Here is an 18186-nt window from a genome sequence, read left to right as displayed (position 1 = left end):
CGTTGGACCGAGTATAGGTAGGCACAAATACGCCTTGGAATAGCCAAAAAAGCCGATTCGATATGCAAAAAAATCCTACCCTGGTCGGGCGCCTGAACTGGGACGACCTCAAGTACTTCCTCGAAGTGGCGCGCGCCCGTACCGCCAGCACCGCTGCCCGGCGCCTGGATGTGGACTACACCACGGTGTCGCGGCGCATCCGTGCCCTGGAGCAGGGCATGGGCGCGCTGTTGTTCGAGAAATCACGCAATGCCGGGTTCGTCCTGACACCCGAGGGGCAGCGCCTGCTGAGCTATGCCGAGTCGCTGGAGAGCACCCTGCAGGCCGCCTGCGAGCAGGTTTCGGGCACCAGCCTGGCGCTGTCCGGGCATCTGCGCATCGGTTCCACCGAAGGTTTCGGCTCGTACTTCGTCACTGCACAGATGAGCCGCTTCCAGGACCGCTACCCGCACATTTCGGTGGACATCCTGCCGGTGCCGCACTTCATCAGCCTGTCACGCCGCGACGCGGACATCGCCATTGCCCTGGAGCGCCCGGAGCGGGGGCCTTACGTCTGCTCGCGGCTGTGCGACTACCGGCTGCGGCTATACGCGACGCCCGAATACCTGGAGCGCCAGGGGCCGATCGAACGCCGCGAGGACCTGGCCGGGCGGGCGTTCGTCACCTATGTCGATGACCTGGCGTTCAGCCCGGAGCTGCTCTATCTGGAGGACGTGATCCCCGGCGCGGTCAGCCATCTGCGCAGCACCAGCGTGATCGCCCAGTACCACGCGGCGCTGCAGGGCCGGGCGATGGCCATCCTGCCGTGCTTCATCGCCGGGCCCGACCCGCGGCTGGTGGAAGTGCTGCCGGGGCAGGTGGAAGTCACGCGGCAGTTCTGGATGTACTACCGCGAGGACCTGCGCAAGCTGAAACGCATCGCCCTGGCGGCCGAGTACCTGCGCGAAAGCGCCGAGTACAACCGGGCGTTCCTGCTGGGGGAGAGCAAGGAGATGCGGTTTCTTCCGGCCTGACGCACAGTGCGAAATCGCTAGCAAGCTAGCTTCTACAAGGGATTCCAGGACCTTCAACACTTAACGCAGACAGCGCCATTTCAATCGCCATGCAGCCCGAAGGGCTGCCCAGTCGGTAGCCCGGCTGTTTGCGACGGCGCGCCCGCCTCAGGGCAGGCGCATGGCACCGCGCACGCTGCCCAGTACCATCCGCTTCATCAACTCCAGCCCTTGTTCCGCCGGCAGGCCGCTGGCATCCAGCCAGGCCGGCAATTGGTTGAGCAGGGACACGATGCTGGCCACGGCACCGCGTCCGGCGACATCCAGGGGCTGGCCGACCAGTTGCTGCAAGGGCTCCAGCAGGGCGGCTTCATAGGCCTGGCGCAGCGCGCGGGCCTGTTCCAGGCGCTCGCCGGAGAGGCAGCGGGCTTCAAGCTCGGCCAGGCGGAAGTGCAGGCCCATGGGCTGATGCAGGGCGAGGTGGGCGTCGATCAGCGCGGCCAGGCACTTGGCTGGGTCGCGGTGTCGGCGGGTGGCCAGGGCGGCATTGTCCAGCAACTGCTCGTAGAGCTCTTCGATGAACTCGAACAGCAGGGCTTCCTTGCTTTCCACATGGTGATAGATGGAGCCGGCCTTGATGCCCAGCTGTGCCGCCAGGTCGCGCATGCTCACCTGGCCGTAGCCCTGCTCGGCGAACAGGGCCAGTGCCAGGTGGCGGTTCTCCAGGTAACGGGAGCGGCGGGCGGTGGTGGCGTCGAGCATGGCGGTGGCCCTCGCGAATGGCGTGCGCCGGCACTCTAGCCAGCGTGGACGGCGGGGCCTAGGTCCTGAGCGCTCCGCTACATTGGCGTTTTTTTCCATTGATCGCACATGAAGGCCGTCAGCAGGACAAAAGTGACTACGTATACGAACTGAATACTTGAAATAGTTCGGATCAGGAGTAGAGTTGAAAGCATAGTCATTCACCCAGGAGACGCCATGAGCAGCCCTGCCCGCCATGTCATTCCAGACCTCCAGAGCGGCGAAGCCGGCCGCGTGGCCCTGAAGTTCTTCTTCAACCTGATGGACAAGTGGGGTTGCTCCAAGGAGCAGCAGCGCACCTTGCTCGGCTCCATCGGCAACACCACCTATTTCAGCTACAAGAAGCTGCCCAGTGTGCGCCTGCCGCACGACACGCTGGAGCGGATCTCCTACCTGATGGGCATCCACAAGTCCCTGCGTATCCTCTTCAGCAACCAGGAAGCGCGTGCCTACGAATGGGTGCACAAGCCCAACAGCGCGGCACCCTTCAACGGCCGCAGCGCCCTGCAGTACATGCTCGGTGGCCAGGTGGTGGATGTGGCCGATGTGCGCCGTTACCTCGATGGAGTGCGAGGCTGATGACCGAGGAGTTGCTGGTGGAACGGATTCCCGAGTGGAGCAAGGCCTATCGCCTGGTCAACAGCGCCTTCCCGCCCATTTCCGTATTCGAAGACACCCTCGATCCCGATGAGCTGGAGCTGGCCTACGCCATCGAGGCCATGACCAACGACCGCCTGCGCGACCAGGTGGGGGAGATTTCCCGCGTTGCCCCCGAAGACCGTGTCAGTGGCAGCGGCGCCACCGTGGTGATGGCCGTATTCACCCATATCGGTCGCGCCAGCCGCTTTACCGACGGCAGCTTCGGCGTCTACTACTGTGCAAGCTCCCTCGACGCGGCCATCGCCGAAACCCGTTACCACCAGGAGCACTTCTGGCGTGCCACCCAGGAGGCGAGCATCGAAATCACGCTACGGGCCTATGTGAACAAGGTGGTCAGCCCGATGCTCGATGTGCGCGACCGTGTCGAGCTGCATGACCCGGACATGGCCAGTTACGGCACCAGCCAGGCCTTCGCCGGGCTTCACCGCAATGCCGGCAAGTGGGGGCTGCTGTACAACAGCGTGCGCCTGCCGGGCCACGAGTGCGTGGCGGCCTTCCGCCCGCCTGCGGTCAGCCTGCCGGTGCAGGGCGCGCACTTCCGCTATATCTGGGACGGCCGCACACAGAGCATTTCCTGTGTCTTGAAGGTCAGCCCGGTCGGCTAGCCGCCAGTGGTTTCGGCAATCAGCTCGTCGATGACCGCCACCAGCGCCTGCTGCCGGGGCAGGCCGGACTGCAGGGCTTCCCGGTAGCGCAGTAGCTGCCGGTCGGCGCTACTGCCGTAACGCAGCACATGCCGGCCACGGACGAAGGCCTGGTCATCGCCCTCGGACTCGGCGAGTTCGCCAAAGCAGGCGTACGCCCTTGCCAGCCAGGCCCCGGCAGAGAGGCTGGCCTCGCCCGAGCCGTCGAGGTACATGCCGTGGATGCCGAAGCGCATGGCGCGCCAGTGGTTCTCCTTCAGGACCAGGCGTTGCAGGGGGGCGTCTTGCAGGTCGCCGTCGTCCTGGACCATGGCCCAACTGACCAGGGCGCGGAACAGGGCGACGATGCACAGGGCGTCTTCCACCGAGGGGCAGGCATCGGCCGCGAGGAGTTCCAGGGTGGGAAAGCGCGGCGACGGGCGAATGCACCAGGCCAGGTCGCCTTCGCGGCGTATCGACCCCGAGGCCATCAGCCACTGCAGATAGGCGTTAAAGGCAGGCTCGTCGGGGAAGTGCTCGGGAATGCCCTTGTGCGGCCACTCGGCGCACACCGCCTGGCGGTAGCTCATCAACCCGGTTGGGCGGCCGTTCCATAAAGGCGATGAGGTGCTCAGCGCCAACAGCAACGGAAGCCAGCCCAGTACCCGGTTCATCACCTGGATGCGGTCGATCTCCAGCGGCACCACCACGTGCACGCGCATGCCGCAGACCAGGCTGCGGTGAGCGATCATCCGCTGGTCTTCGAAGAGCGGTTGGTAGTGCGGGTCATCCGACGGCACCTGCACATGCCAGTCGGCGAAGGGGTGGGAGCCCGCACAGAGTGGCGCCAGCTGATGCTCCCTGGCGATGGCAGCCAGGCGCGTACGTTTCTCCAGCAGGCAAGCGCGGGCCTCATTGATTTCCAGCAGGGTCGGTTGGGCCATGTCCAGGCACACCACGCTCTGGAACATTTCCTGGCTGAAGCCTTCCCTGAACGCGTCCCGTGCCGTCTCGAGAAATCCATCCGGCAGTTGCGTTGGCAGGTTGCGGCTGCGTGTGTCGACCAGGAAAAAGCTTTCCTCGACGCCGAACACGGGTGCAACAGGATCGTTGGGCATGCGGGCCGCCTCGGACTTGCCTTATGGCAAGTGACGTACCCACTGAGGCAGGTTTCAAGGACCGTTTGTCTGCAAAGGCTCTGCAACGGGGTTGTCATTGTGTTGGAGGAAGCTTTCCGATGAATAGCCGCCCAATGACATTTACGTGGCGAGTTTCCCTGCTAGGTTTTTCAGTCCGGCCACTCGATTGGTGGGGAGGACTGAGAATGAATAATTTGATGCTTCGCCAGGTTGAGGACACCTTGAACAAAATGAGCGTCACCTTTCAGTTCGAGTGCTTGTGGGAGCCCGATGGCAGTTGTTCCATCACCCTGCGCAACCAGCACCTCGCCATCCCTCGGACCAAGATCGCCGGCATCAGCCAGCGCGAGCTGCGGGACGAATCCAGCACCCAGCGCCTGGGCCTGGAATTGATGGACCGGCTCCTGGACGACTGATGAAGCGCGCATCCCGTTCGCCGAGGCTGCAGGTCCTGCACCAGCCTTCCGGCAAGAACCCCAGGTCGATCGAGCGTGCCGCCATCTTCATGGTGATCGGCATGTTCATGTTGGGCGTCTACGGCCAGTACGCTGGCCAGGGGCCGGGCAGCGTCGCCATCCGGAGCAAACCGGCCAAGACACCGGTGTTCGAGTTCCAGCGCCTGAGCGCCAACCCAGCCGAACGAACGGCATCGTCCGGCCAGCGACCGCAGGAAAGCCGTACCGGCCAGGAACAGCGGTTGTAGGGGCGAATTCATTCGCCATGTCTGCGCTAGCTATTGCGAGAGATTTACCATCGGGCCAAGTGCCTTGTAGGAGTTGGCTTGCCAGCGAAACGGGGCCATTCACTGGCAAGCCAGCTCCTACGGGCAATGCAGATATAGCCAATTCATGCGCCGGCCGAAGGGCTGCCCTTGGGTTTGCGGGGACGCTGCGCATCCCTTGGCGAATGAATTCGCCCCTACAAAGAGAAGGCCCAGAACGGCCTCAGAACCGCTCGGCCTGCCCCAGGTAGCGCCATTGCCCGACCGGCACCTTGCCCATGGGTACGCCGCCGATCCGAATGCGCTTCATGCCGACGACCTTGAGGCCAACGGCGCTGCAATAAGCGGCGATCAGGCCCGGTTTGGGGTTCTTCAGAGCGAAGCGCAGGTGGGTTTCGTTTTGCCAGCTTGCCTTCACTGGTGGCAGGTCCTGGCCTTTGACCTTGATGCCCCGTTTCAGGCGGTCGAGGCCCTTGTCCAGCATCGTGCCGCTGACTTCGACGACGTATTCCTGTTCCAGCTTGTTCGCGTCTTCGTTGAGCTTGCGCAGGGCTCGCCAGTCCTGGGTCATCACCAGCAGCCCGCTGGCGCCCGGTTGTAGCGGCAGGGTGGTGGTCAGGCGAGCGAAGTGGCTGCGCAGCAGGCGCACAGCGGCGCGGTCTTCCGGCCATCGGCTTTCAGGGTTGAGCACGCGTTGGGCGGCTTCGAAGGACAGGCCGGCGGGCTGATTCAGTAAAAGCGTCACCGGCTCCTGCGGATCGGGCGTGGCACCAGGGAGTAGAGCGACTGTCTGGCCTTCAACCTTGAACTGCGGCTGTTCGACCACCTCGCCATCGACCGTCACCCAGCCGCCCTCGATATAGAGCTCCGCCTCCCGGCGCGAACAGCCGGTGAGTTCGATAACGCATTTGGACAAGCGGACGGGGTCGGTCATTGGGGGCAGCCAGTGGAGAGGAAAGGGCGCAATGGTAAACCCATTGGGCCGGCTCGGCACGGGCGGCGGCTTCTCCTGTGGGGGCCAATGAAAGCGCCCCCCACAGGAAGCTTCGTCCTTGTCAGGGTTTCTGGCCCGGCCAACCCGCCTGATGCAGCGCCTTGGTCAGGGTTTCGACGTCCAGCCCCGGTACCCGATGGCCGTTGCCTTCGGTGGTGGGCGAGGCCAGCATCGCGTTGATGATGGCTTCTTCCACGGCTTCGGCGGCGGCGAGGAACAATTCGCTGATGTGGTCATTGTTGACCATGCGCAGGTTGTCGCAGGTCGGCGCACCCTTGGCCTCGTAGGCGGGTGCCGGCAGGTGCTGGTTGCCTGTGGAGAAGGCCACGAAGATGTCGCCGCTGTGATCTTCCGTTCCGCCACCGGTTCGGGCCAGGCCGATGCTGGCGCGCTGGGCGAGGCGCGTGCACTGGTGCGGCAGCAATGGCGCGTCAGTGGCCAGGCAGACGACGATCGAGCCCATGCCGGGGTGCGGCAGGCGGGCCTTGAGGAAGGGTGAGTCCACCTGCTCCATGTAGCGGCCCACCGGGTAGCCATCGACGCGCAGCTCTTGCCGGACACCGTGGTTGGCCTGGACGATGGCGCCGACCGTCCAGCCGCCTTGCTCGGTGCTCAGCCGGCGCGAGGCGGTGCCGATGCCTCCCTTGAACTCATGGCAGATCATGCCGCTGCCGCCGCCCACCGCGCCTTCGGTCACCGGGCCATCGACGGCATTGCCCAGGGCCTGGGCCACATGCTCGATACGCACGTGAAAGCCGTTGATGTCGTTGAGCAGGCCATCGAAGGTCTCCAGCACCACCGGCATGTTCCAGTACAGCCGGCCATCCTGGGGTTGCTCCTCGCGGTCCAGGGCAATCAGAGCGTCCCGCACGGTGCCCACGCTGTGGGTATTGGTGAAGGCGATCGGGCTGGTCAGCAGGCCGGCCTCGCGAATCCACTCAAGGCCGGTGGCATCGCCGTTGCCGTTGAGGATGTGGACGCCGGCGAAACAGGGCTGCAGGTTGGTCGAGCCCGGGCGTGGTTCGATCACCGTGACGCCGGTCTGGATATCACGCCCTTCGGCTGTGCGGCCGCGTATATCGCAATGGCCGACCCGCACGCCGGGTACGTCGGTGATGGCATTGAGGAGGCCAGGTTGCAGTTGGCCAAACTGGAGTCCGAGATCGCGGGCACGTGGTTTCATCGTTTTACTCATGGCAGGTAGTTACAGGAAAGATGGAGGGTTGAATCACTGGCCACTCTTCACCTTGCTCCAGACGCGTGTGCGCACGCGCTCGGCTTTCTTGGGCAGTGGCTCCAGGGTGAACAGCCTGGCCATGGCCTCGGCTGGCGGATAAACGCTGGGGTCGTTGCGGGTGGCTTCGGCGACCATCGGCGTGGCGTTGCGATTGCCGTTGGGGTAGTTGAGAAAATCGGAGATCGGTGCGATGACTTCCGGCCGCATCAGGTAGTCGATGAACGCCAGGCCCTGATCGGGGTGCGGCGATTGCTTGAGCAGCACCAGGGTGTCGAACCACACGGGCGCGCCTTCGGTCGGCAGGCTGTATTCGATCTTCACGCCGTTCGCGGCCTGTTCGGCGTTGGTCCTGGCTTCCAGCATGCCGCCGGACCAGCCCAGGGCTACGCAGATGTTGCCGTTGGCCAGGTCGCTGATGAACTTCGATGAGTTGAAGTAGGCGATATGGGGGCGCAGCTTGAGCAGCAAGGCCTCGGCTTTCTTGTAGTCGTCGGGGTTGGTGCTGTTGGGCGGCAGCCCCAGGTAGTGCAGGACGATGGGCAGTACTTCGGAAGGCGAATCGAGCATCGCCACGCCACATTGGCTCAGCTTGGCCAGGTTCTCCTCCTTGAACAGCAGGTCCCAGGAGTTCACCGGGGCCTGGTCGCCCAGCACGGCGCGGACCTTGTCGACGTTGTAGCCGATGCCGTTGGTGCCCCAGAGGTAAGGCACGGCGTAGCGATTGCCGGGATCGTTGACGGCCAGCTTGGCCAGCAGGTCCTGATCCATGTGCTTGAAGTTGGGCAGCCGGGACGGGTCCAGGGGCTCCAGTACGCCGGCCTGAATGAGGGTTGGCAGGCTGAAGTTGCTGGCCACCACCACGTCGTAGCCGCTGCCACCGGTGAGCAATTTGCCTTCCAGCATCTCGGCACTGTCGAAGGTGTCGTACACGGGCTGTATACCGGTGTCGCGCTTGAAGTCCGCCAGGGTGGTCTGGCCGATGTAGTCGTACCAGTTGTACACGTGGACGGTGGGCGCGTCGGCTGCGGCGGTCGACAGCCACGCCGACAGGCAGGCGCCGAATCCGAGGTTGAGGTACGAGCGGTGACGAAGCATGATGCGGCACTCCTGGCCCCTGGCAGGCCCTTGGTGGTCGAGGGTTCCGAGGCTAGAGGTCTGAGGCGTTGCTGGACATTCCCATCACGGGTTATGCGAAAGGGGTAGAGCGTGGAAGCCTTGTTGAGAGAACTGCCGGTGCACCAGGGGCTGGCGCGCATGTTCGGCAGCCTGGGGCAGGAAGGCTTCTGGCGCAGCCTGGTGGATACGCTGCGGCTGCTGGTTCCCGTGGACAACGCGCTGGTGGCACTGATGCGCCCGGGCCGGGTGCCGCAGTTGCTGGCCGACTTCGAGTTCCGCGGCGGGCTGGACGAGCGCGAGGACCTGGCCGATTACTGCGCCGGCCGCTACCTGCTCGATCCCTTCTACCTGGCCGCATGCAACGGCATCGCCGATGGCCTGCACCGCCTTGAATCCGTTGCACCTGACCAGTTCCTGCAAAGCGAGTACTACCTGAGCTACTTCCGCGCCGTGGTCGGTGGCGGCGAGCTGCAGTTCATCTGCAACCTGGACGATGCCGTGCTCAGCCTCTCGCTGGGACGCGAGCAAGCCTTCGCCGACCACGAATATGGGCGCTTGCTCTGCGTGCGTGATTGGGTGCTGGCGGCCATGCGCAGGCACGTGCAGATCATGCCTCCGGAGGGGCCGGCGAACGAAGAGATGGCCAGCGACCTGGCCTCCATCCTGGGTCGATTCGACGCGCGCCTGACCGAGCGCGAGATGGATACCGCGCGGTTGATTCTCCAGGGCTTTTCCAGCAAGGCCATTGCCCAGCGCATGGGGATTTCACCCGAGACGGTGAAAGTGCACAGGCGCAACCTCTACAACAAACTCAACGTCAGCGGCCATGCCGAGTTGTTCGCGCTGTTGCTGCATTCGCATTGAGGCCTGTGCTGGAGAGGGCGATCACACCCTTTGGCCGTAGTCGCGGTGTACCCTTGTGCGGTACAGTGGCACAAATCCTAAGAATTTGACTCATGATCAAAAGCTTCAGGGAGGCATGGCTGGAAGCGTTCTTCGTTCGTGACGAACACGCTAAACAGATTCCAGCCGATATCAGCAACCGGCTGTTTCGAAAGCTACAGCTGCTGGACGATGCCACGACTGACAGTGACCTGCGCATTCCACCGAGCAATCACTTCGAGAAGCTAGTGGGCAAGTTGAAGGGGCTGCATTCCATTCGCGTCAATCAGCAGTGGCGATTGGTGTTCGAGTGGGATGGGGACAAAGGCGAAGCGTCGGGGGTGTACCTCGACAATCACTCCTACCGATGAGGTGAAGCATGATCATTACCGAACGTAAGCCGGTGAGCGTCGGCGAGATGCTCACCGAAGAGTTCCTCGAGCCCATGAGCATTACCCAGGGTCAACTGGCAGAGGCCATGGGTGTTCAGCGCAAGCTCGTCAACGAACTCTGTAACAACCGCCGCGCCATCACGGCGGACACGGCGTTGATGTTGTCCCGGGTCTTCGGCAACTCGGCCGATTTCTGGCTGAACCTGCAGCGTCGCAATGATCTGTGGGAAGCACTCAACTCGCCTGACCGCCGGGCCAGGATCGAACGCGCAAAGCCTCTTCCTAATCAGGCAGCCTGATCTGTTCGGAGACGATGACCTGACTCCCCGACGCTTGGAGGATCCGTAATCCCTTTGCCGGGAGGATATTTCGGGCGCTCTGCGCTTTACTTGGCAATCGTCCCCACCACAGGCTTGGAGGCCGAAATGATTCCCGCAAAAGGACTTCTATTGGCGCTCAGCGCCACCAGCCCATTGGCCATGGCCGACTCCGGCCCATCCTTCGACTGCACCAAGGCAAAGGGCGTCGAGCAGCAGGTATGCAAAAGCGCTGACCTGAGCCTTCTGGACCGCCAACTTTCGGATGTCTACAAGAAAACCCTGGCCGCGACCGACGCGGCGACCCAGAAGCGACTGCGTGCCGAACAGCGCGGCTGGCTCAAGGGTCGCGATGAGTGCTGGAAGGCGGACGATCAGAACCAGTGCCTGACCCTGAGCTACCAGACGCGTCTGGTGGAGCTGCAGATCCAGTCCGGCTCGGTGATGGCGCCCAAGGCCGTGGAATTCATCTGCGGGGATAACAGCAAACCCTTCACCGCTGCGTTCTATAACAACCTCGAGCCCACTGCAGCGGTGTTCACCTATGGCAATGACCAGACCATCGCCATCAGCCAGCCCGCCGCCAGCGGCGCCCACTACAGCACCGACGGCATGGATTTCTGGGAGCACCAGGGCGAAGCCAAGGTGACTTGGTATGGCACTGAAATGACCTGCAAAGTGGCGCGCTGAGCCTATTCGCTAGGTCTGCGCTAGCTGTTGCGAGAGATTTACCATCGGGTCAAGAGCCTTGTAGGAGCTGGCTTGCCAGCGAAACGCCGCCATTCGCTGGCAAGCCAGCTCCTACGGGCAATGCAGCTGCCTGCAACACGTAATGCAGGCATAGCCAGCCTAATCCCGGCCTTTCGTCGTCAGCTTGTCCACCGCGCGCTGCAGGCGCGCCAGACCTTCGTGCAAGTGGCGCAGGGCTCGTGGTGGTCGTGCCCCCCCGAATGCCCCGTCTGCGTACAACTCCCCCTCCCTGAACGTTATTGGCCCGCGCGCAACGTGAGGGCCTGGGATATGTACTGCATCGCTCGTCCATTCGATTAAGACAGGTCCACACTTCACGCAGGTGCCGGTTGGATTCGTTTTCTTCAGCCATGCTCGTGTCCTCGGCAACTCGGTTGACGACTGGGCGGTAGGAATCCTCGTCTGATCCAGAATGCACGGGGGCGTAGCAAGGCAGGCGGATGGGGGACGAACGGTGCGTTAAACCCTTCGCATGCGGTTGTACTGCGAGCCAATACCTGCCGACCGATCCGTGGGGGAATCTGGAAAGTGACAAGGAGACTGCCCTGAGCGGCGATTGCGAGCATGCCGCAGCGGGTCGTTATCGACTCAAGGCGAATGCACAAGCACCCATAAATCTGCTTTCCTTCTCCCCTGAACCTCACAGGCGCGGGGCCTGGACTTGACTGGACGGCCCCTGAGAACCCGACCATGCCCTTTATCGATGACCTGGCCTTTGTGCTCGCCTTCCTCGCCGTGATTGCCTGCGGGTTGATGGGCGGGCTGTTCTTCGCATTCTCCAACTTCGTGATGCAGGCGCTGGCGCGCATTGCGCCGGAAGCCGGCATCGCCGCCATGCAGGCCATCAACCAGACGGTGCTCAACCGAGTCTTCCTCGCCATCTTCCTGGGCACGACTGCTGCCTGCGCGCTGCTCACGCTCTACACCTTCGTGCATTGGGACGTACCCGGTACCTTATTCCTGCTCGTCGGCAGCCTGATGTACCTGCTGGGTAATTTCGGCGTCACGCTGGTGTGCAACGTCCCGCGCAATAACGCCCTGGCAAAGCTGAACGCGGGCAGCCCCGATGCCGTCGCCCCGTGGCGCCACTATGTGGAGCACTGGACGCGCTGGAACCATGTTCGAGCCGGTACCGCCCTGGCGGCTTCGGCGCTGCTGATGGTGGGACTGTTCCTGATGCTGGCGATGGATTAGGCCTTGCCCGAAGTTGTTCCTCGCTTGCTCTGATCCACCGGTTCCACAGGCCGGTTTCGGCCAGAACCTGAGCCTTGTCGGCGATGCCGTGAACGAAGGCCTGCTCCTCTTGATAGGCCGACTGCCCGCGTCGTCAAACGGATCTCACCCATTTGCCGTGCCCCGGTATTTCTGCTGGGATGCCACCTTTATTTCTGTAGTTGAGGAACCCCCCCATGGCCTCCTTTGAGCAACTCTTTGCCATCGGTGAACGCTTTGACGCGTTCGTCGGCCGCGGTCTGCCGGCAGAAATCGCCGCCGTGCAGGCGGTGCAGCGCAAACTGGCCGAACCCGGCGCGCTCAGCGAAGCAACCCGGCAGCGCCTGCAGGCCGTGCAGGGCCGCTACCACCTGCTGGTGGTGGGTGAGATGTGGTGCCCGGACTGCCAGATCAACGTCACGGTCATGGATTTCCTGCATCGCCTGCAGCCGCGCGTCGATCTGGTCGTGATCTCCAAGGGGCGCGCGGAGGACGATTTGCAGGAGCGCCTTGGGCTGGAACGCATTCAGATCCCCCTCGTGGCGGTGCTGGACGAACGCTTCACGCTGGTTGGCCGTTTCATTGAACGGCCGCAGGATGTGATCGCCGGTGGCGATGCCATGAAGCCGGACTATCGGGCCGGGAAGTACCTGGAAAGCACGGCGCTGGATCTCTTGGCGATATTCGAGGCGGCTGAGGGGCGTGCGGGCAATTAGCCCCGGGCAACGCCAACCGTGTCACGCGAACAAAAAAGCCGCCCCGGCTTTCAGGCCGGGGCGGCTTTTATGTAGCTCGCGATGCACTAGGCGAGCGGTGCATCAATCGGCGATCACATTCAGTGCGACGTCGATGTTGCCGTGGGTGGCTTTGGAGTACGGGCAGATCTCGTGGGCTTCCTTGGCGATTGCCTCGGCGACTTCGTGCGGTACGCCCGGGAAACTGACGTTGAAACGAGCCTGGATGAAATAAGCGTTACCGGTCATGCCCAGGTCTACTTCGATCTCGACGGCCAGGTCCTTCGGCAGCACCACTTTGCGCTGCTGGGCCACGAGCCCGATAGCGGCGATGTAGCAGGCCGACCACGCACCGGCGAACAGTTGCTCGGCAGTGGGGTGGGGCAGGGTTGCGTCGAACTGGAGTTCCGAGTTCGCGCTGCCGCCACGGGGGGCCGACAGTTTGATGTCGAGGCGGCCGTGGTCATTACGTGACGCGCCTTCGCGGTGGGCTACGGTGGTGTGGGTCTTGCCAGTGAAAAGGACTTTTTCGATCTTGGTGGTCATGGGGAGTTCCTCATTGCTTCGTGTGCTTGAGCGGTTGCCGGGTGGTGGTTTTGCCTTGTGGTCGCATTCGATTAAATCGTATGCGATGTAGAAATGTTTGCGCACAAACAAAATGGCGTCAATAGGGGGGGTGCCTGCTTCTGGACGAACGGTTGCCCTTACGTCGAAGAGTCAGTTGGGCCGGGGTGTTCGCTGACCGCCCGTTTCGGGGCCCCAGGACGGAGGCACTCGACGAAAAGCCCGCCATAATGGCGCCCCGTCCGTTTGTCCACCTGAACAGGCTGTCCACCGATGTCATTCGCCGAGTTGTTTCTACTGGGCATTCCCGCCGTCCTGCTGACCGGCATTTCCAAAGGAGGGTTCGGCGGCGCTCTGGGGGGCATTGCGGTGCCGCTGCTGGCCCTGATGATGCCGCCCACCCAGGCGGCGGCGATCATGCTGCCGATTCTCTGTATGGCGGATATCACCGGTCTGCGCCGCTTCTACGGCAAATGGGACCCGCGCAACCTGAAGATCATGCTCCCTGGCGCATTGCTCGGTGTGCTGGTGGGCACCCTGAGCTTCGGTCTGCTCAGTGAGCGGCTCATCGGTCTGATGATCGGCGGCATCGCCATCGTCTTCTTCCTGCTCAACGTGCTGAACGCTGCCGCGGCCCAGGCGCCCAGTGCACCGAAGGTGGCCAAGGGCACTTTGCTGTCGGGCATCGCAGGCTTCACCAGTTTCGTCGCCCATGCGGGTGGTCCGCCGATCATGATGTATCTGTTGCCGCAGCAGATGGACAAGGTGCGCTACGTCGCCACGGTGAATTGCTTCTTCCTGCTGACCAATGCCATCAAGCTGGTGCCCTATGCGCTGCTTGGGCAGTTCACCACCACCAGCCTGACCGCAAGTCTCGCCCTGGCGCCCATCGTGGTGGTCGGGGTGTGGCTGGGTATCTGGTTGCAGGGGCGGGTGAATCACACCTGGTTCTATCGCATCGCCTGGGCGGGGTTGCTGCTGACAGGCATCCAGCTGTTCGTGCAGAACTGGTAGACGGTTGCACGGTGCAGGGGTAGCGTTCCGCTCTTTTCCAGGGAAGAACGGAGTCTTGCCTCATGAGTGATTACCTCGAACTGAACAAGGTCAACTGGGACGAGCGTGCCCCCCTGCATGCCGCGTCCCGTGACTATGCCGCCGAGGCGTTTGCCAGCGATCCGGGTTACCTGTCGGATGTGGTGCGCTTCGACCTGCCGCGACTGGGCGATATCACCGGCCAGAACGGTGTGCATCTGCAGTGTCATATCGGCACCGACACGCTGTCCCTTGCCCGCTTGGGCGCACGGATGAGCGGCCTCGATTTCTCCCCAGCCTCCCTTGAGCAGGCGCGCTTGCTGGCGTGTCGCTGCGGGAAGGAAATCGGCTTCGTCGAATCCGACGTCTACGCAGCCGACCAGGTGCTGCCGGCGGGTACGTTCGATCTCGTCTACACCGGCATCGGCGCGATCAACTGGCTGCCGCGCATCGACGAGTGGGCGCGTGTGGTGTCTGCCTTGCTCAAACCGGGCGGTCGGTTGTTCATGCGTGAAGGGCACCCGATGCTTTGTGCGGTAAACGAGGCGCGGGAAGACGGGCTGGTCATCGAGTACCCCTATTTCGAACGGACCGAGCCCATGGAATGGGACGACGACAGCACCTACGTGGAAACCGACGCCAGACTGACCGCGACCCGGTCCTATGAATGGAACCATGGCCTGGGCGAGGTGGTTACAGCGCTGCTGCGGCATGGCCTGCAGCTCACCGCCCTGGAAGAGCACGACAGCATTCCCTGGGAAGCACTGCCCGGCCGAATGGTGCTGGACGAGGCGGGCGAGTGGCGGCTGGAGCGGGACCGTTGGCGGTTGCCACTGAGCTACACCCTGCAGGCGGTTAAGCGAGGGTAGGGCAGGCGTGCCGTTGAGTTCGCCCCCACAAGGAAAACAGGCAAAAAAAGGCCGCCACGGTGCGGTCAACTTACGGGGGAGGTGGCGACCGTGGCGACTTCAATTGTCCTCTGCAAGGGGACAGTTTTACGGTAGTCGATGTCAGGAAAACGTGCGTCGGTATTCCGTCGGAGCCCTGCGATTGATATTCCCCCAGTCATCAGGCGTTCAGTTGGCGCGTCACATCGCACCCGAGCCTGACTGAGCCGGTTCAGCCCAGGAGTTGGCGCAGCTCCTCGGACATTGGCATCGGCTTGAAGGCGCTGACTCTGGCCCGGCCGGTGTTACCCAGGGGGACCCAGATTCGCGAGAAGAGCAGGGCGGCGGGCATGCGGAAGGCCTGGCCAATCACCTCGCGAAAATCGCCCTGCTGCCAGCCGGCCTTCAGCATCAGCCAGTGGCTGCGGGTATGCAGCAACGGCAGGCGTTGGCTGAGGATGTGGGCGCGTTCCAGCCAGGGGTAGGCGCGTTGCGGATCTTGGGCGGCGAGGGCGTCGCAGGCCTGCTGGAAGGCCTGTTCGATGGCGATGTGAAGTTCGGTTTTCATGGGGTGTTCCTGCAAGGGGAGGTGACGGCAGTGAACACCCTGTAGTTACTTCAGGGTCAAGTGACCTTCAGCGGGACGGGAGGACGGCGTGAACTGCGCACCGTGGCGGGATGCAATCGTAGGATGGGTGGAGGCCACGATACCCATCAAATTGCGGCCGATATGGGGGCACGGCCTGGTTCAATCCGCGGTCGTTCGTTCCTCAAGCCCGTCGCGCATAGTTCACCGTCAGCCTCTCACACTGATGCCCGTCCGTTTCCCCCGTGCGTGGTGATCCACCGGCCCGTGAACCGCGCGAGAATCCCCTCGAACGCCCCTGATCCCGCCAGCCCTTCGGACGAGGGGTGGCTAGTGCTGCTCCCCCGCTCGCTTGAGCAGCTTCTTGCAGCGCTCGGACAGGTGTATGACGCGCAGGTGTTTGCCGGCCTTGGCATAGCGTTCGCGCAGGGTCTTCAGCGCGGCGATGGCCGAGTAATCGACGAAGCTGAGATGGCGGCAGTCCAGGGTCACCTGGTGCGGGTCGTCGGCGGGGTCGAACTGGTTGAGGAAGGGAGTGGTGGACGCGAAGAACAGCGTGCCGTGAAGCTGGTAGAGCTTGCTGCCGTCGGCTTCGACGTGGCTGTCGGCATAGAGTTCACGGGCGTGGTGCCAGGCGAAGTTCAAGGCGGCGATGACGATGCCGCAAAGAACGGCAGTGGCCAGGTCGGTGAAGACGGTAATGACGGTCACGGCGCCGATCACCAGCACGTCGTTCAGTGGCACCTTGCCCGCCACCCGCAGCGAGCCCCAGGCGAAGGTCTGCTGGGCCACCACGAACATCACGCCCACCAGTGCTGCCAGCGGAATGCGCTCGATCAGCGGCGAGAGGAACAGCACGAACAGCAGGATCATCACCCCGGCGATCACCCCCGAGAGCCGGCCACGGCCGCCGGAGCTGAGGTTGATCACTGTCTGGCCGATCATGGCGCAACCGCCCATGCCACCGAACGCGCCGGAGACGATGTTGGCCGCACCCAGGGCCACGCACTCACGGTCCGGGTAGCCGCGGCTCTCGGTGATCTCGTCGGTGAGGTTCAGGGTCAGCAGGGTTTCCAGCAGGCCCACCAGTGCCATCAGCACGGCGTAAGGCGCAATGACCTTGAGGGTTTCCAGGTCCCAGGGCACCTGCGGCAGGGCCAGCGTGGGCAGGCCGCCAGCAATGTGCGCCATGTCGCCGAGGGTGCGGGTCGGCAGGCCGAGCAGGTAGACCAGAAGGCCGACGCTAAGGATCGCCACAAGCGCGGGCGGCACGGCGCGGGTCAGGCGCGGCAGCAGGTAGACGATGGCCATGGTCAGTGCCACCAGCCCCAGCATCAGGTACAGCGGAATGCCGCCCAGCCAGTCTTCCCCCGTCTTGAAATGCTCCAGCTGGGCCAGCGCGATGATGATCGCCAGGCCATTCACGAAACCGAGCATCACCGGGTAGGGCACCATGCGTACCAGCTTGCCGAGGCGCAATGCCCCGAACGCGATCATGATCACCCCGCCCAGCAAAACGGTGGCCAAGAGGTACTGCACGCCGTGTTCCACCACCAGCGCGACGATCACCACCGCCATCGACCCCGCCGCACCGGACACCATCCCGGGTCGACCGCCAAACAGCGCAGTCAGGGTGCAAATGATGAAGGCGCCGTACAGGCCCATCAGCGGGTTAAGGTGGGCGACCAGGGCGAAAGCGATGCATTCGGGAACGAGGGCGAACGACGTGGTGAGTCCGGCCAGGACATCGGCGCGCAGACGGGCTGGTTTCATGGTGTACCTGAGCTGTGGACCGGCGGGTGCGGTCGCGAGGGATGACAAAAATAGGGGGGCGAATGTTACGGAAACAGGGACCATCCGACCAGCGATCAGGTACTCGGGGCGTTCTCTCAGTGTGGTATTGAGTTGGTGTTGTTCCGATATTATCGTATGCGATTTATGGCCTGCTCCTTCCGGGCAATGGCCATCGTCCCAGGGAGAAGCCTATGAAACCCAGCAACAAGGCGGCATCCGCAAAGCCCGCACCACTCTCCGACTTTCTGTGCTTTGCGGTCTACTCCGCGAACCTGGCTTTCGGAAAGGCTTACAAACCCGTTCTCGAGCAGCTTGGGCTCACCTACACGCAGTTCATCACCATCGTAGCGCTGTGGGAGCAAGACAATCAGACCGTTGGCGGACTGGGTGAAAAGCTGTTTCTCGAATCGAACACGCTCACGCCCATCCTGAAGAAGCTGGAGGCAATGGGGCTCGTTCAGCGGCAGCGAGATCCTGAGGACGAACGTCAAGTGCGACTCAGTTTGACGAGCCAGGGTCGAGCACTGCGTGAGAAAGGACTGGAAGGGAGCCTCAGCCAGGCGACCGGCCTGGAGCCGGAAGCGTTCGAGCAGATCCAGAAGGCGATCGTGGCGCTACGCGACAATCTCATCAAAAGCGTCAAGTAGGCCCGTGCCCGCGCGCGGGACTGCTCAACAACGCCGTCGGATACCCCAATGGCGAACCGGCGAGTCGCTTGACGTGCGCTTCAGGCCCGAAGCGGATAGGGCTCGT

General features: G+C 63.2%; 22 protein-coding genes. 14 read left to right on the top strand and 8 right to left on the bottom strand.

Going from position 1 to position 18186, the window contains the following annotated elements:
* Positions 1 to 62: 62 nt before the first annotated feature.
* Complete coding sequence (locus FFS60_RS06760; protein ID WP_028630199.1) at positions 63 to 1013, top strand: LysR family transcriptional regulator; 951 nt, start codon at positions 63 to 65, stop codon at positions 1011 to 1013.
* A 147-nt stretch (positions 1014 to 1160) separates the two neighbouring features.
* Here FFS60_RS06760 and FFS60_RS06755 read toward each other — a convergent pair whose 3' ends face one another.
* A complete protein-coding gene (locus FFS60_RS06755) occupies positions 1161 to 1754 on the bottom strand; it encodes a TetR/AcrR family transcriptional regulator (RefSeq protein WP_028630198.1) in 594 nt (197 codons plus the stop codon).
* Positions 1755 to 1970: 216 nt separating this feature from the next.
* Between FFS60_RS06755 and FFS60_RS06750 the strand changes: the two genes are divergently transcribed.
* Entirely contained in the window at positions 1971 to 2372 is a 402-nt protein-coding gene (locus tag FFS60_RS06750; protein WP_028630197.1) for an MbcA/ParS/Xre antitoxin family protein, read from the top strand.
* A complete protein-coding gene (locus tag FFS60_RS06745; protein WP_137821486.1) occupies positions 2372 to 3058 on the top strand; it encodes an RES family NAD+ phosphorylase in 687 nt (228 codons plus the stop codon). The genes FFS60_RS06750 and FFS60_RS06745 overlap by 1 nt, the downstream gene beginning before the upstream one ends.
* Here the strand turns inward: FFS60_RS06745 and FFS60_RS06740 are convergent.
* Positions 3055 to 4194 carry a carboxylate-amine ligase gene (locus FFS60_RS06740; RefSeq protein WP_137821485.1) on the bottom strand — a complete coding sequence of 380 codons (1140 nt, stop codon included), beginning with the start codon at positions 4192 to 4194 and terminating at the stop codon, positions 3055 to 3057. The two genes, FFS60_RS06745 and FFS60_RS06740, sit on opposite strands and share 4 nt — an antisense overlap.
* 251 nt (positions 4195 to 4445) lie before the next feature.
* Between FFS60_RS06740 and FFS60_RS06735 the strand changes: the two genes are divergently transcribed.
* A complete protein-coding gene (locus tag FFS60_RS06735) occupies positions 4446 to 4631 on the top strand; it encodes a hypothetical protein (protein WP_028630194.1) in 186 nt (61 codons plus the stop codon).
* The gene (locus FFS60_RS06730; RefSeq protein ID WP_137821484.1) at positions 4631 to 4918 is read left to right on the top strand and encodes a hypothetical protein; all 288 of its coding nucleotides are present in this window, start codon (positions 4631 to 4633) and stop codon (positions 4916 to 4918) included. The genes FFS60_RS06735 and FFS60_RS06730 overlap by 1 nt, the downstream gene beginning before the upstream one ends.
* Positions 4919 to 5159: 241 nt before the next feature.
* On the opposite strand, the gene FFS60_RS06725 is transcribed toward FFS60_RS06730, so the two are convergent.
* The 3 genes from FFS60_RS06725 to FFS60_RS06715 all read right to left on the bottom strand — a co-directional run bounded on the left by FFS60_RS06725 (position 5160) and on the right by FFS60_RS06715 (position 8262).
* Positions 5160 to 5870, bottom strand: a complete 711-nt coding sequence (locus FFS60_RS06725) for an rRNA pseudouridine synthase (RefSeq protein ID WP_137821483.1) — start codon at positions 5868 to 5870, stop codon at positions 5160 to 5162.
* Between the two features lie 121 nt (positions 5871 to 5991).
* A complete protein-coding gene (locus FFS60_RS06720; protein WP_137821482.1) occupies positions 5992 to 7113 on the bottom strand; it encodes a P1 family peptidase in 1122 nt (373 codons plus the stop codon).
* A gap of 45 nt (positions 7114 to 7158) precedes the next feature.
* Entirely contained in the window at positions 7159 to 8262 is a 1104-nt protein-coding gene (locus FFS60_RS06715) for a polyamine ABC transporter substrate-binding protein (RefSeq protein ID WP_137821481.1), read from the bottom strand.
* Between the two features lie 111 nt (positions 8263 to 8373).
* Here FFS60_RS06715 and FFS60_RS06710 point away from each other — a divergent pair, with 111 nt between their 5' ends.
* The 6 genes from FFS60_RS06710 to FFS60_RS06685 all read left to right on the top strand — a co-directional run bounded on the left by FFS60_RS06710 (position 8374) and on the right by FFS60_RS06685 (position 12552).
* Positions 8374 to 9147, top strand: a complete 774-nt coding sequence (locus FFS60_RS06710) for a helix-turn-helix transcriptional regulator (protein WP_137821480.1) — start codon at positions 8374 to 8376, stop codon at positions 9145 to 9147.
* A gap of 92 nt (positions 9148 to 9239) precedes the next feature.
* Positions 9240 to 9536, top strand: coding sequence for a type II toxin-antitoxin system RelE/ParE family toxin (locus FFS60_RS06705; protein ID WP_028630182.1), 297 nt, complete (start codon positions 9240 to 9242; stop codon positions 9534 to 9536).
* A gap of 8 nt (positions 9537 to 9544) precedes the next feature.
* The gene (locus FFS60_RS06700; protein ID WP_137821479.1) at positions 9545 to 9856 is read left to right on the top strand and encodes a HigA family addiction module antitoxin; all 312 of its coding nucleotides are present in this window, start codon (positions 9545 to 9547) and stop codon (positions 9854 to 9856) included.
* 126 nt (positions 9857 to 9982) lie between these two features.
* A complete protein-coding gene (locus FFS60_RS06695; RefSeq protein WP_137821478.1) occupies positions 9983 to 10564 on the top strand; it encodes an MliC family protein in 582 nt (193 codons plus the stop codon).
* A gap of 750 nt (positions 10565 to 11314) precedes the next feature.
* The gene (locus FFS60_RS06690; RefSeq protein ID WP_137821477.1) at positions 11315 to 11818 is read left to right on the top strand and encodes a DUF1772 domain-containing protein; all 504 of its coding nucleotides are present in this window, start codon (positions 11315 to 11317) and stop codon (positions 11816 to 11818) included.
* Between the two features lie 215 nt (positions 11819 to 12033).
* Positions 12034 to 12552, top strand: coding sequence for a thioredoxin family protein (locus FFS60_RS06685; RefSeq protein ID WP_137821476.1), 519 nt, complete (start codon positions 12034 to 12036; stop codon positions 12550 to 12552).
* A gap of 102 nt (positions 12553 to 12654) precedes the next feature.
* Here the strand turns inward: FFS60_RS06685 and FFS60_RS06680 are convergent, their stop codons facing one another.
* Complete coding sequence (locus FFS60_RS06680) at positions 12655 to 13116, bottom strand: Ohr family peroxiredoxin (RefSeq protein WP_028630177.1); 462 nt, start codon at positions 13114 to 13116, stop codon at positions 12655 to 12657.
* 291 nt (positions 13117 to 13407) lie between these two features.
* Between FFS60_RS06680 and FFS60_RS06675 the strand changes: the two genes are divergently transcribed.
* Together FFS60_RS06675 and FFS60_RS06670 are read left to right on the top strand one after the other, a co-directional pair.
* The gene (locus FFS60_RS06675; protein WP_137821475.1) at positions 13408 to 14148 is read left to right on the top strand and encodes a sulfite exporter TauE/SafE family protein; all 741 of its coding nucleotides are present in this window, start codon (positions 13408 to 13410) and stop codon (positions 14146 to 14148) included.
* A 62-nt stretch (positions 14149 to 14210) separates the two neighbouring features.
* Positions 14211 to 15035 (top strand): bifunctional 2-polyprenyl-6-hydroxyphenol methylase/3-demethylubiquinol 3-O-methyltransferase UbiG, encoded by an 825-nt coding sequence (locus FFS60_RS06670; protein ID WP_137821474.1) that lies wholly within the window; start codon positions 14211 to 14213, stop codon positions 15033 to 15035.
* A 250-nt stretch (positions 15036 to 15285) separates the two neighbouring features.
* On the opposite strand, the gene FFS60_RS06665 is transcribed toward FFS60_RS06670, so the two are convergent.
* Together FFS60_RS06665 and FFS60_RS06660 are read right to left on the bottom strand one after the other, a co-directional pair.
* Positions 15286 to 15621: a DUF3703 domain-containing protein gene (locus FFS60_RS06665; RefSeq protein ID WP_028630174.1), complete on the bottom strand. Its 336-nt coding sequence runs from the start codon at positions 15619 to 15621 to the stop codon at positions 15286 to 15288.
* Between the two features lie 348 nt (positions 15622 to 15969).
* A complete protein-coding gene (locus FFS60_RS06660) occupies positions 15970 to 17412 on the bottom strand; it encodes a SulP family inorganic anion transporter (protein WP_137821473.1) in 1443 nt (480 codons plus the stop codon).
* Positions 17413 to 17624: 212 nt separating this feature from the next.
* Between FFS60_RS06660 and FFS60_RS06655 the strand changes: the two genes are divergently transcribed.
* On the top strand, positions 17625 to 18080 hold the full coding sequence (locus FFS60_RS06655; RefSeq protein ID WP_028630172.1) for a MarR family winged helix-turn-helix transcriptional regulator: 456 nt from the start codon (positions 17625 to 17627) through the stop codon (positions 18078 to 18080).
* Positions 18081 to 18186 lie beyond the last annotated feature (106 nt).

Source organism: Pseudomonas sp. D(2018) (assembly GCF_005502555.1).
GTDB lineage: Bacteria > Pseudomonadota > Gammaproteobacteria > Pseudomonadales > Pseudomonadaceae > Metapseudomonas > Metapseudomonas resinovorans.
This window is presented reverse-complemented; position numbering and strand designations above follow the sequence as displayed.

Excerpts from the sequence above, each read along its gene's own strand:
- FFS60_RS06665 (WP_028630174.1), bottom strand. The coding sequence starts at position 15,621 with ATGAAAACCGAACTTCACATCGCCATCGAACAGGCCTTCCAGCAGGCC.
- FFS60_RS06705 (WP_028630182.1), top strand. The coding sequence starts at position 9,240 with ATGATCAAAAGCTTCAGGGAGGCATGGCTGGAAGCGTTCTTCGTTCGT.
- FFS60_RS06745 (WP_137821486.1), top strand. The coding sequence starts at position 2,372 with ATGACCGAGGAGTTGCTGGTGGAACGGATTCCCGAGTGGAGCAAGGCC.
- FFS60_RS06690 (WP_137821477.1), top strand. The coding sequence starts at position 11,315 with ATGCCCTTTATCGATGACCTGGCCTTTGTGCTCGCCTTCCTCGCCGTG.
- FFS60_RS06720 (WP_137821482.1), bottom strand. The coding sequence starts at position 7,113 with ATGAAACCACGTGCCCGCGATCTCGGACTCCAGTTTGGCCAACTGCAA.
- FFS60_RS06725 (WP_137821483.1), bottom strand. The coding sequence starts at position 5,870 with ATGACCGACCCCGTCCGCTTGTCCAAATGCGTTATCGAACTCACCGGC.
- FFS60_RS06715 (WP_137821481.1), bottom strand. The coding sequence starts at position 8,262 with ATGCTTCGTCACCGCTCGTACCTCAACCTCGGATTCGGCGCCTGCCTG.
- FFS60_RS06730 (WP_137821484.1), top strand. The coding sequence starts at position 4,631 with ATGAAGCGCGCATCCCGTTCGCCGAGGCTGCAGGTCCTGCACCAGCCT.
- FFS60_RS06735 (WP_028630194.1), top strand. The coding sequence starts at position 4,446 with ATGAGCGTCACCTTTCAGTTCGAGTGCTTGTGGGAGCCCGATGGCAGT.
- FFS60_RS06680 (WP_028630177.1), bottom strand. The coding sequence starts at position 13,116 with ATGACCACCAAGATCGAAAAAGTCCTTTTCACTGGCAAGACCCACACC.
- FFS60_RS06740 (WP_137821485.1), bottom strand. The coding sequence starts at position 4,194 with ATGCCCAACGATCCTGTTGCACCCGTGTTCGGCGTCGAGGAAAGCTTT.
- FFS60_RS06675 (WP_137821475.1), top strand. The coding sequence starts at position 13,408 with ATGTCATTCGCCGAGTTGTTTCTACTGGGCATTCCCGCCGTCCTGCTG.
- FFS60_RS06750 (WP_028630197.1), top strand. The coding sequence starts at position 1,971 with ATGAGCAGCCCTGCCCGCCATGTCATTCCAGACCTCCAGAGCGGCGAA.
- FFS60_RS06685 (WP_137821476.1), top strand. The coding sequence starts at position 12,034 with ATGGCCTCCTTTGAGCAACTCTTTGCCATCGGTGAACGCTTTGACGCG.
- FFS60_RS06670 (WP_137821474.1), top strand. The coding sequence starts at position 14,211 with ATGAGTGATTACCTCGAACTGAACAAGGTCAACTGGGACGAGCGTGCC.
- FFS60_RS06755 (WP_028630198.1), bottom strand. The coding sequence starts at position 1,754 with ATGCTCGACGCCACCACCGCCCGCCGCTCCCGTTACCTGGAGAACCGC.
- FFS60_RS06760 (WP_028630199.1), top strand. The coding sequence starts at position 63 with ATGCAAAAAAATCCTACCCTGGTCGGGCGCCTGAACTGGGACGACCTC.
- FFS60_RS06700 (WP_137821479.1), top strand. The coding sequence starts at position 9,545 with ATGATCATTACCGAACGTAAGCCGGTGAGCGTCGGCGAGATGCTCACC.
- FFS60_RS06695 (WP_137821478.1), top strand. The coding sequence starts at position 9,983 with ATGATTCCCGCAAAAGGACTTCTATTGGCGCTCAGCGCCACCAGCCCA.
- FFS60_RS06660 (WP_137821473.1), bottom strand. The coding sequence starts at position 17,412 with ATGAAACCAGCCCGTCTGCGCGCCGATGTCCTGGCCGGACTCACCACG.
- FFS60_RS06655 (WP_028630172.1), top strand. The coding sequence starts at position 17,625 with ATGAAACCCAGCAACAAGGCGGCATCCGCAAAGCCCGCACCACTCTCC.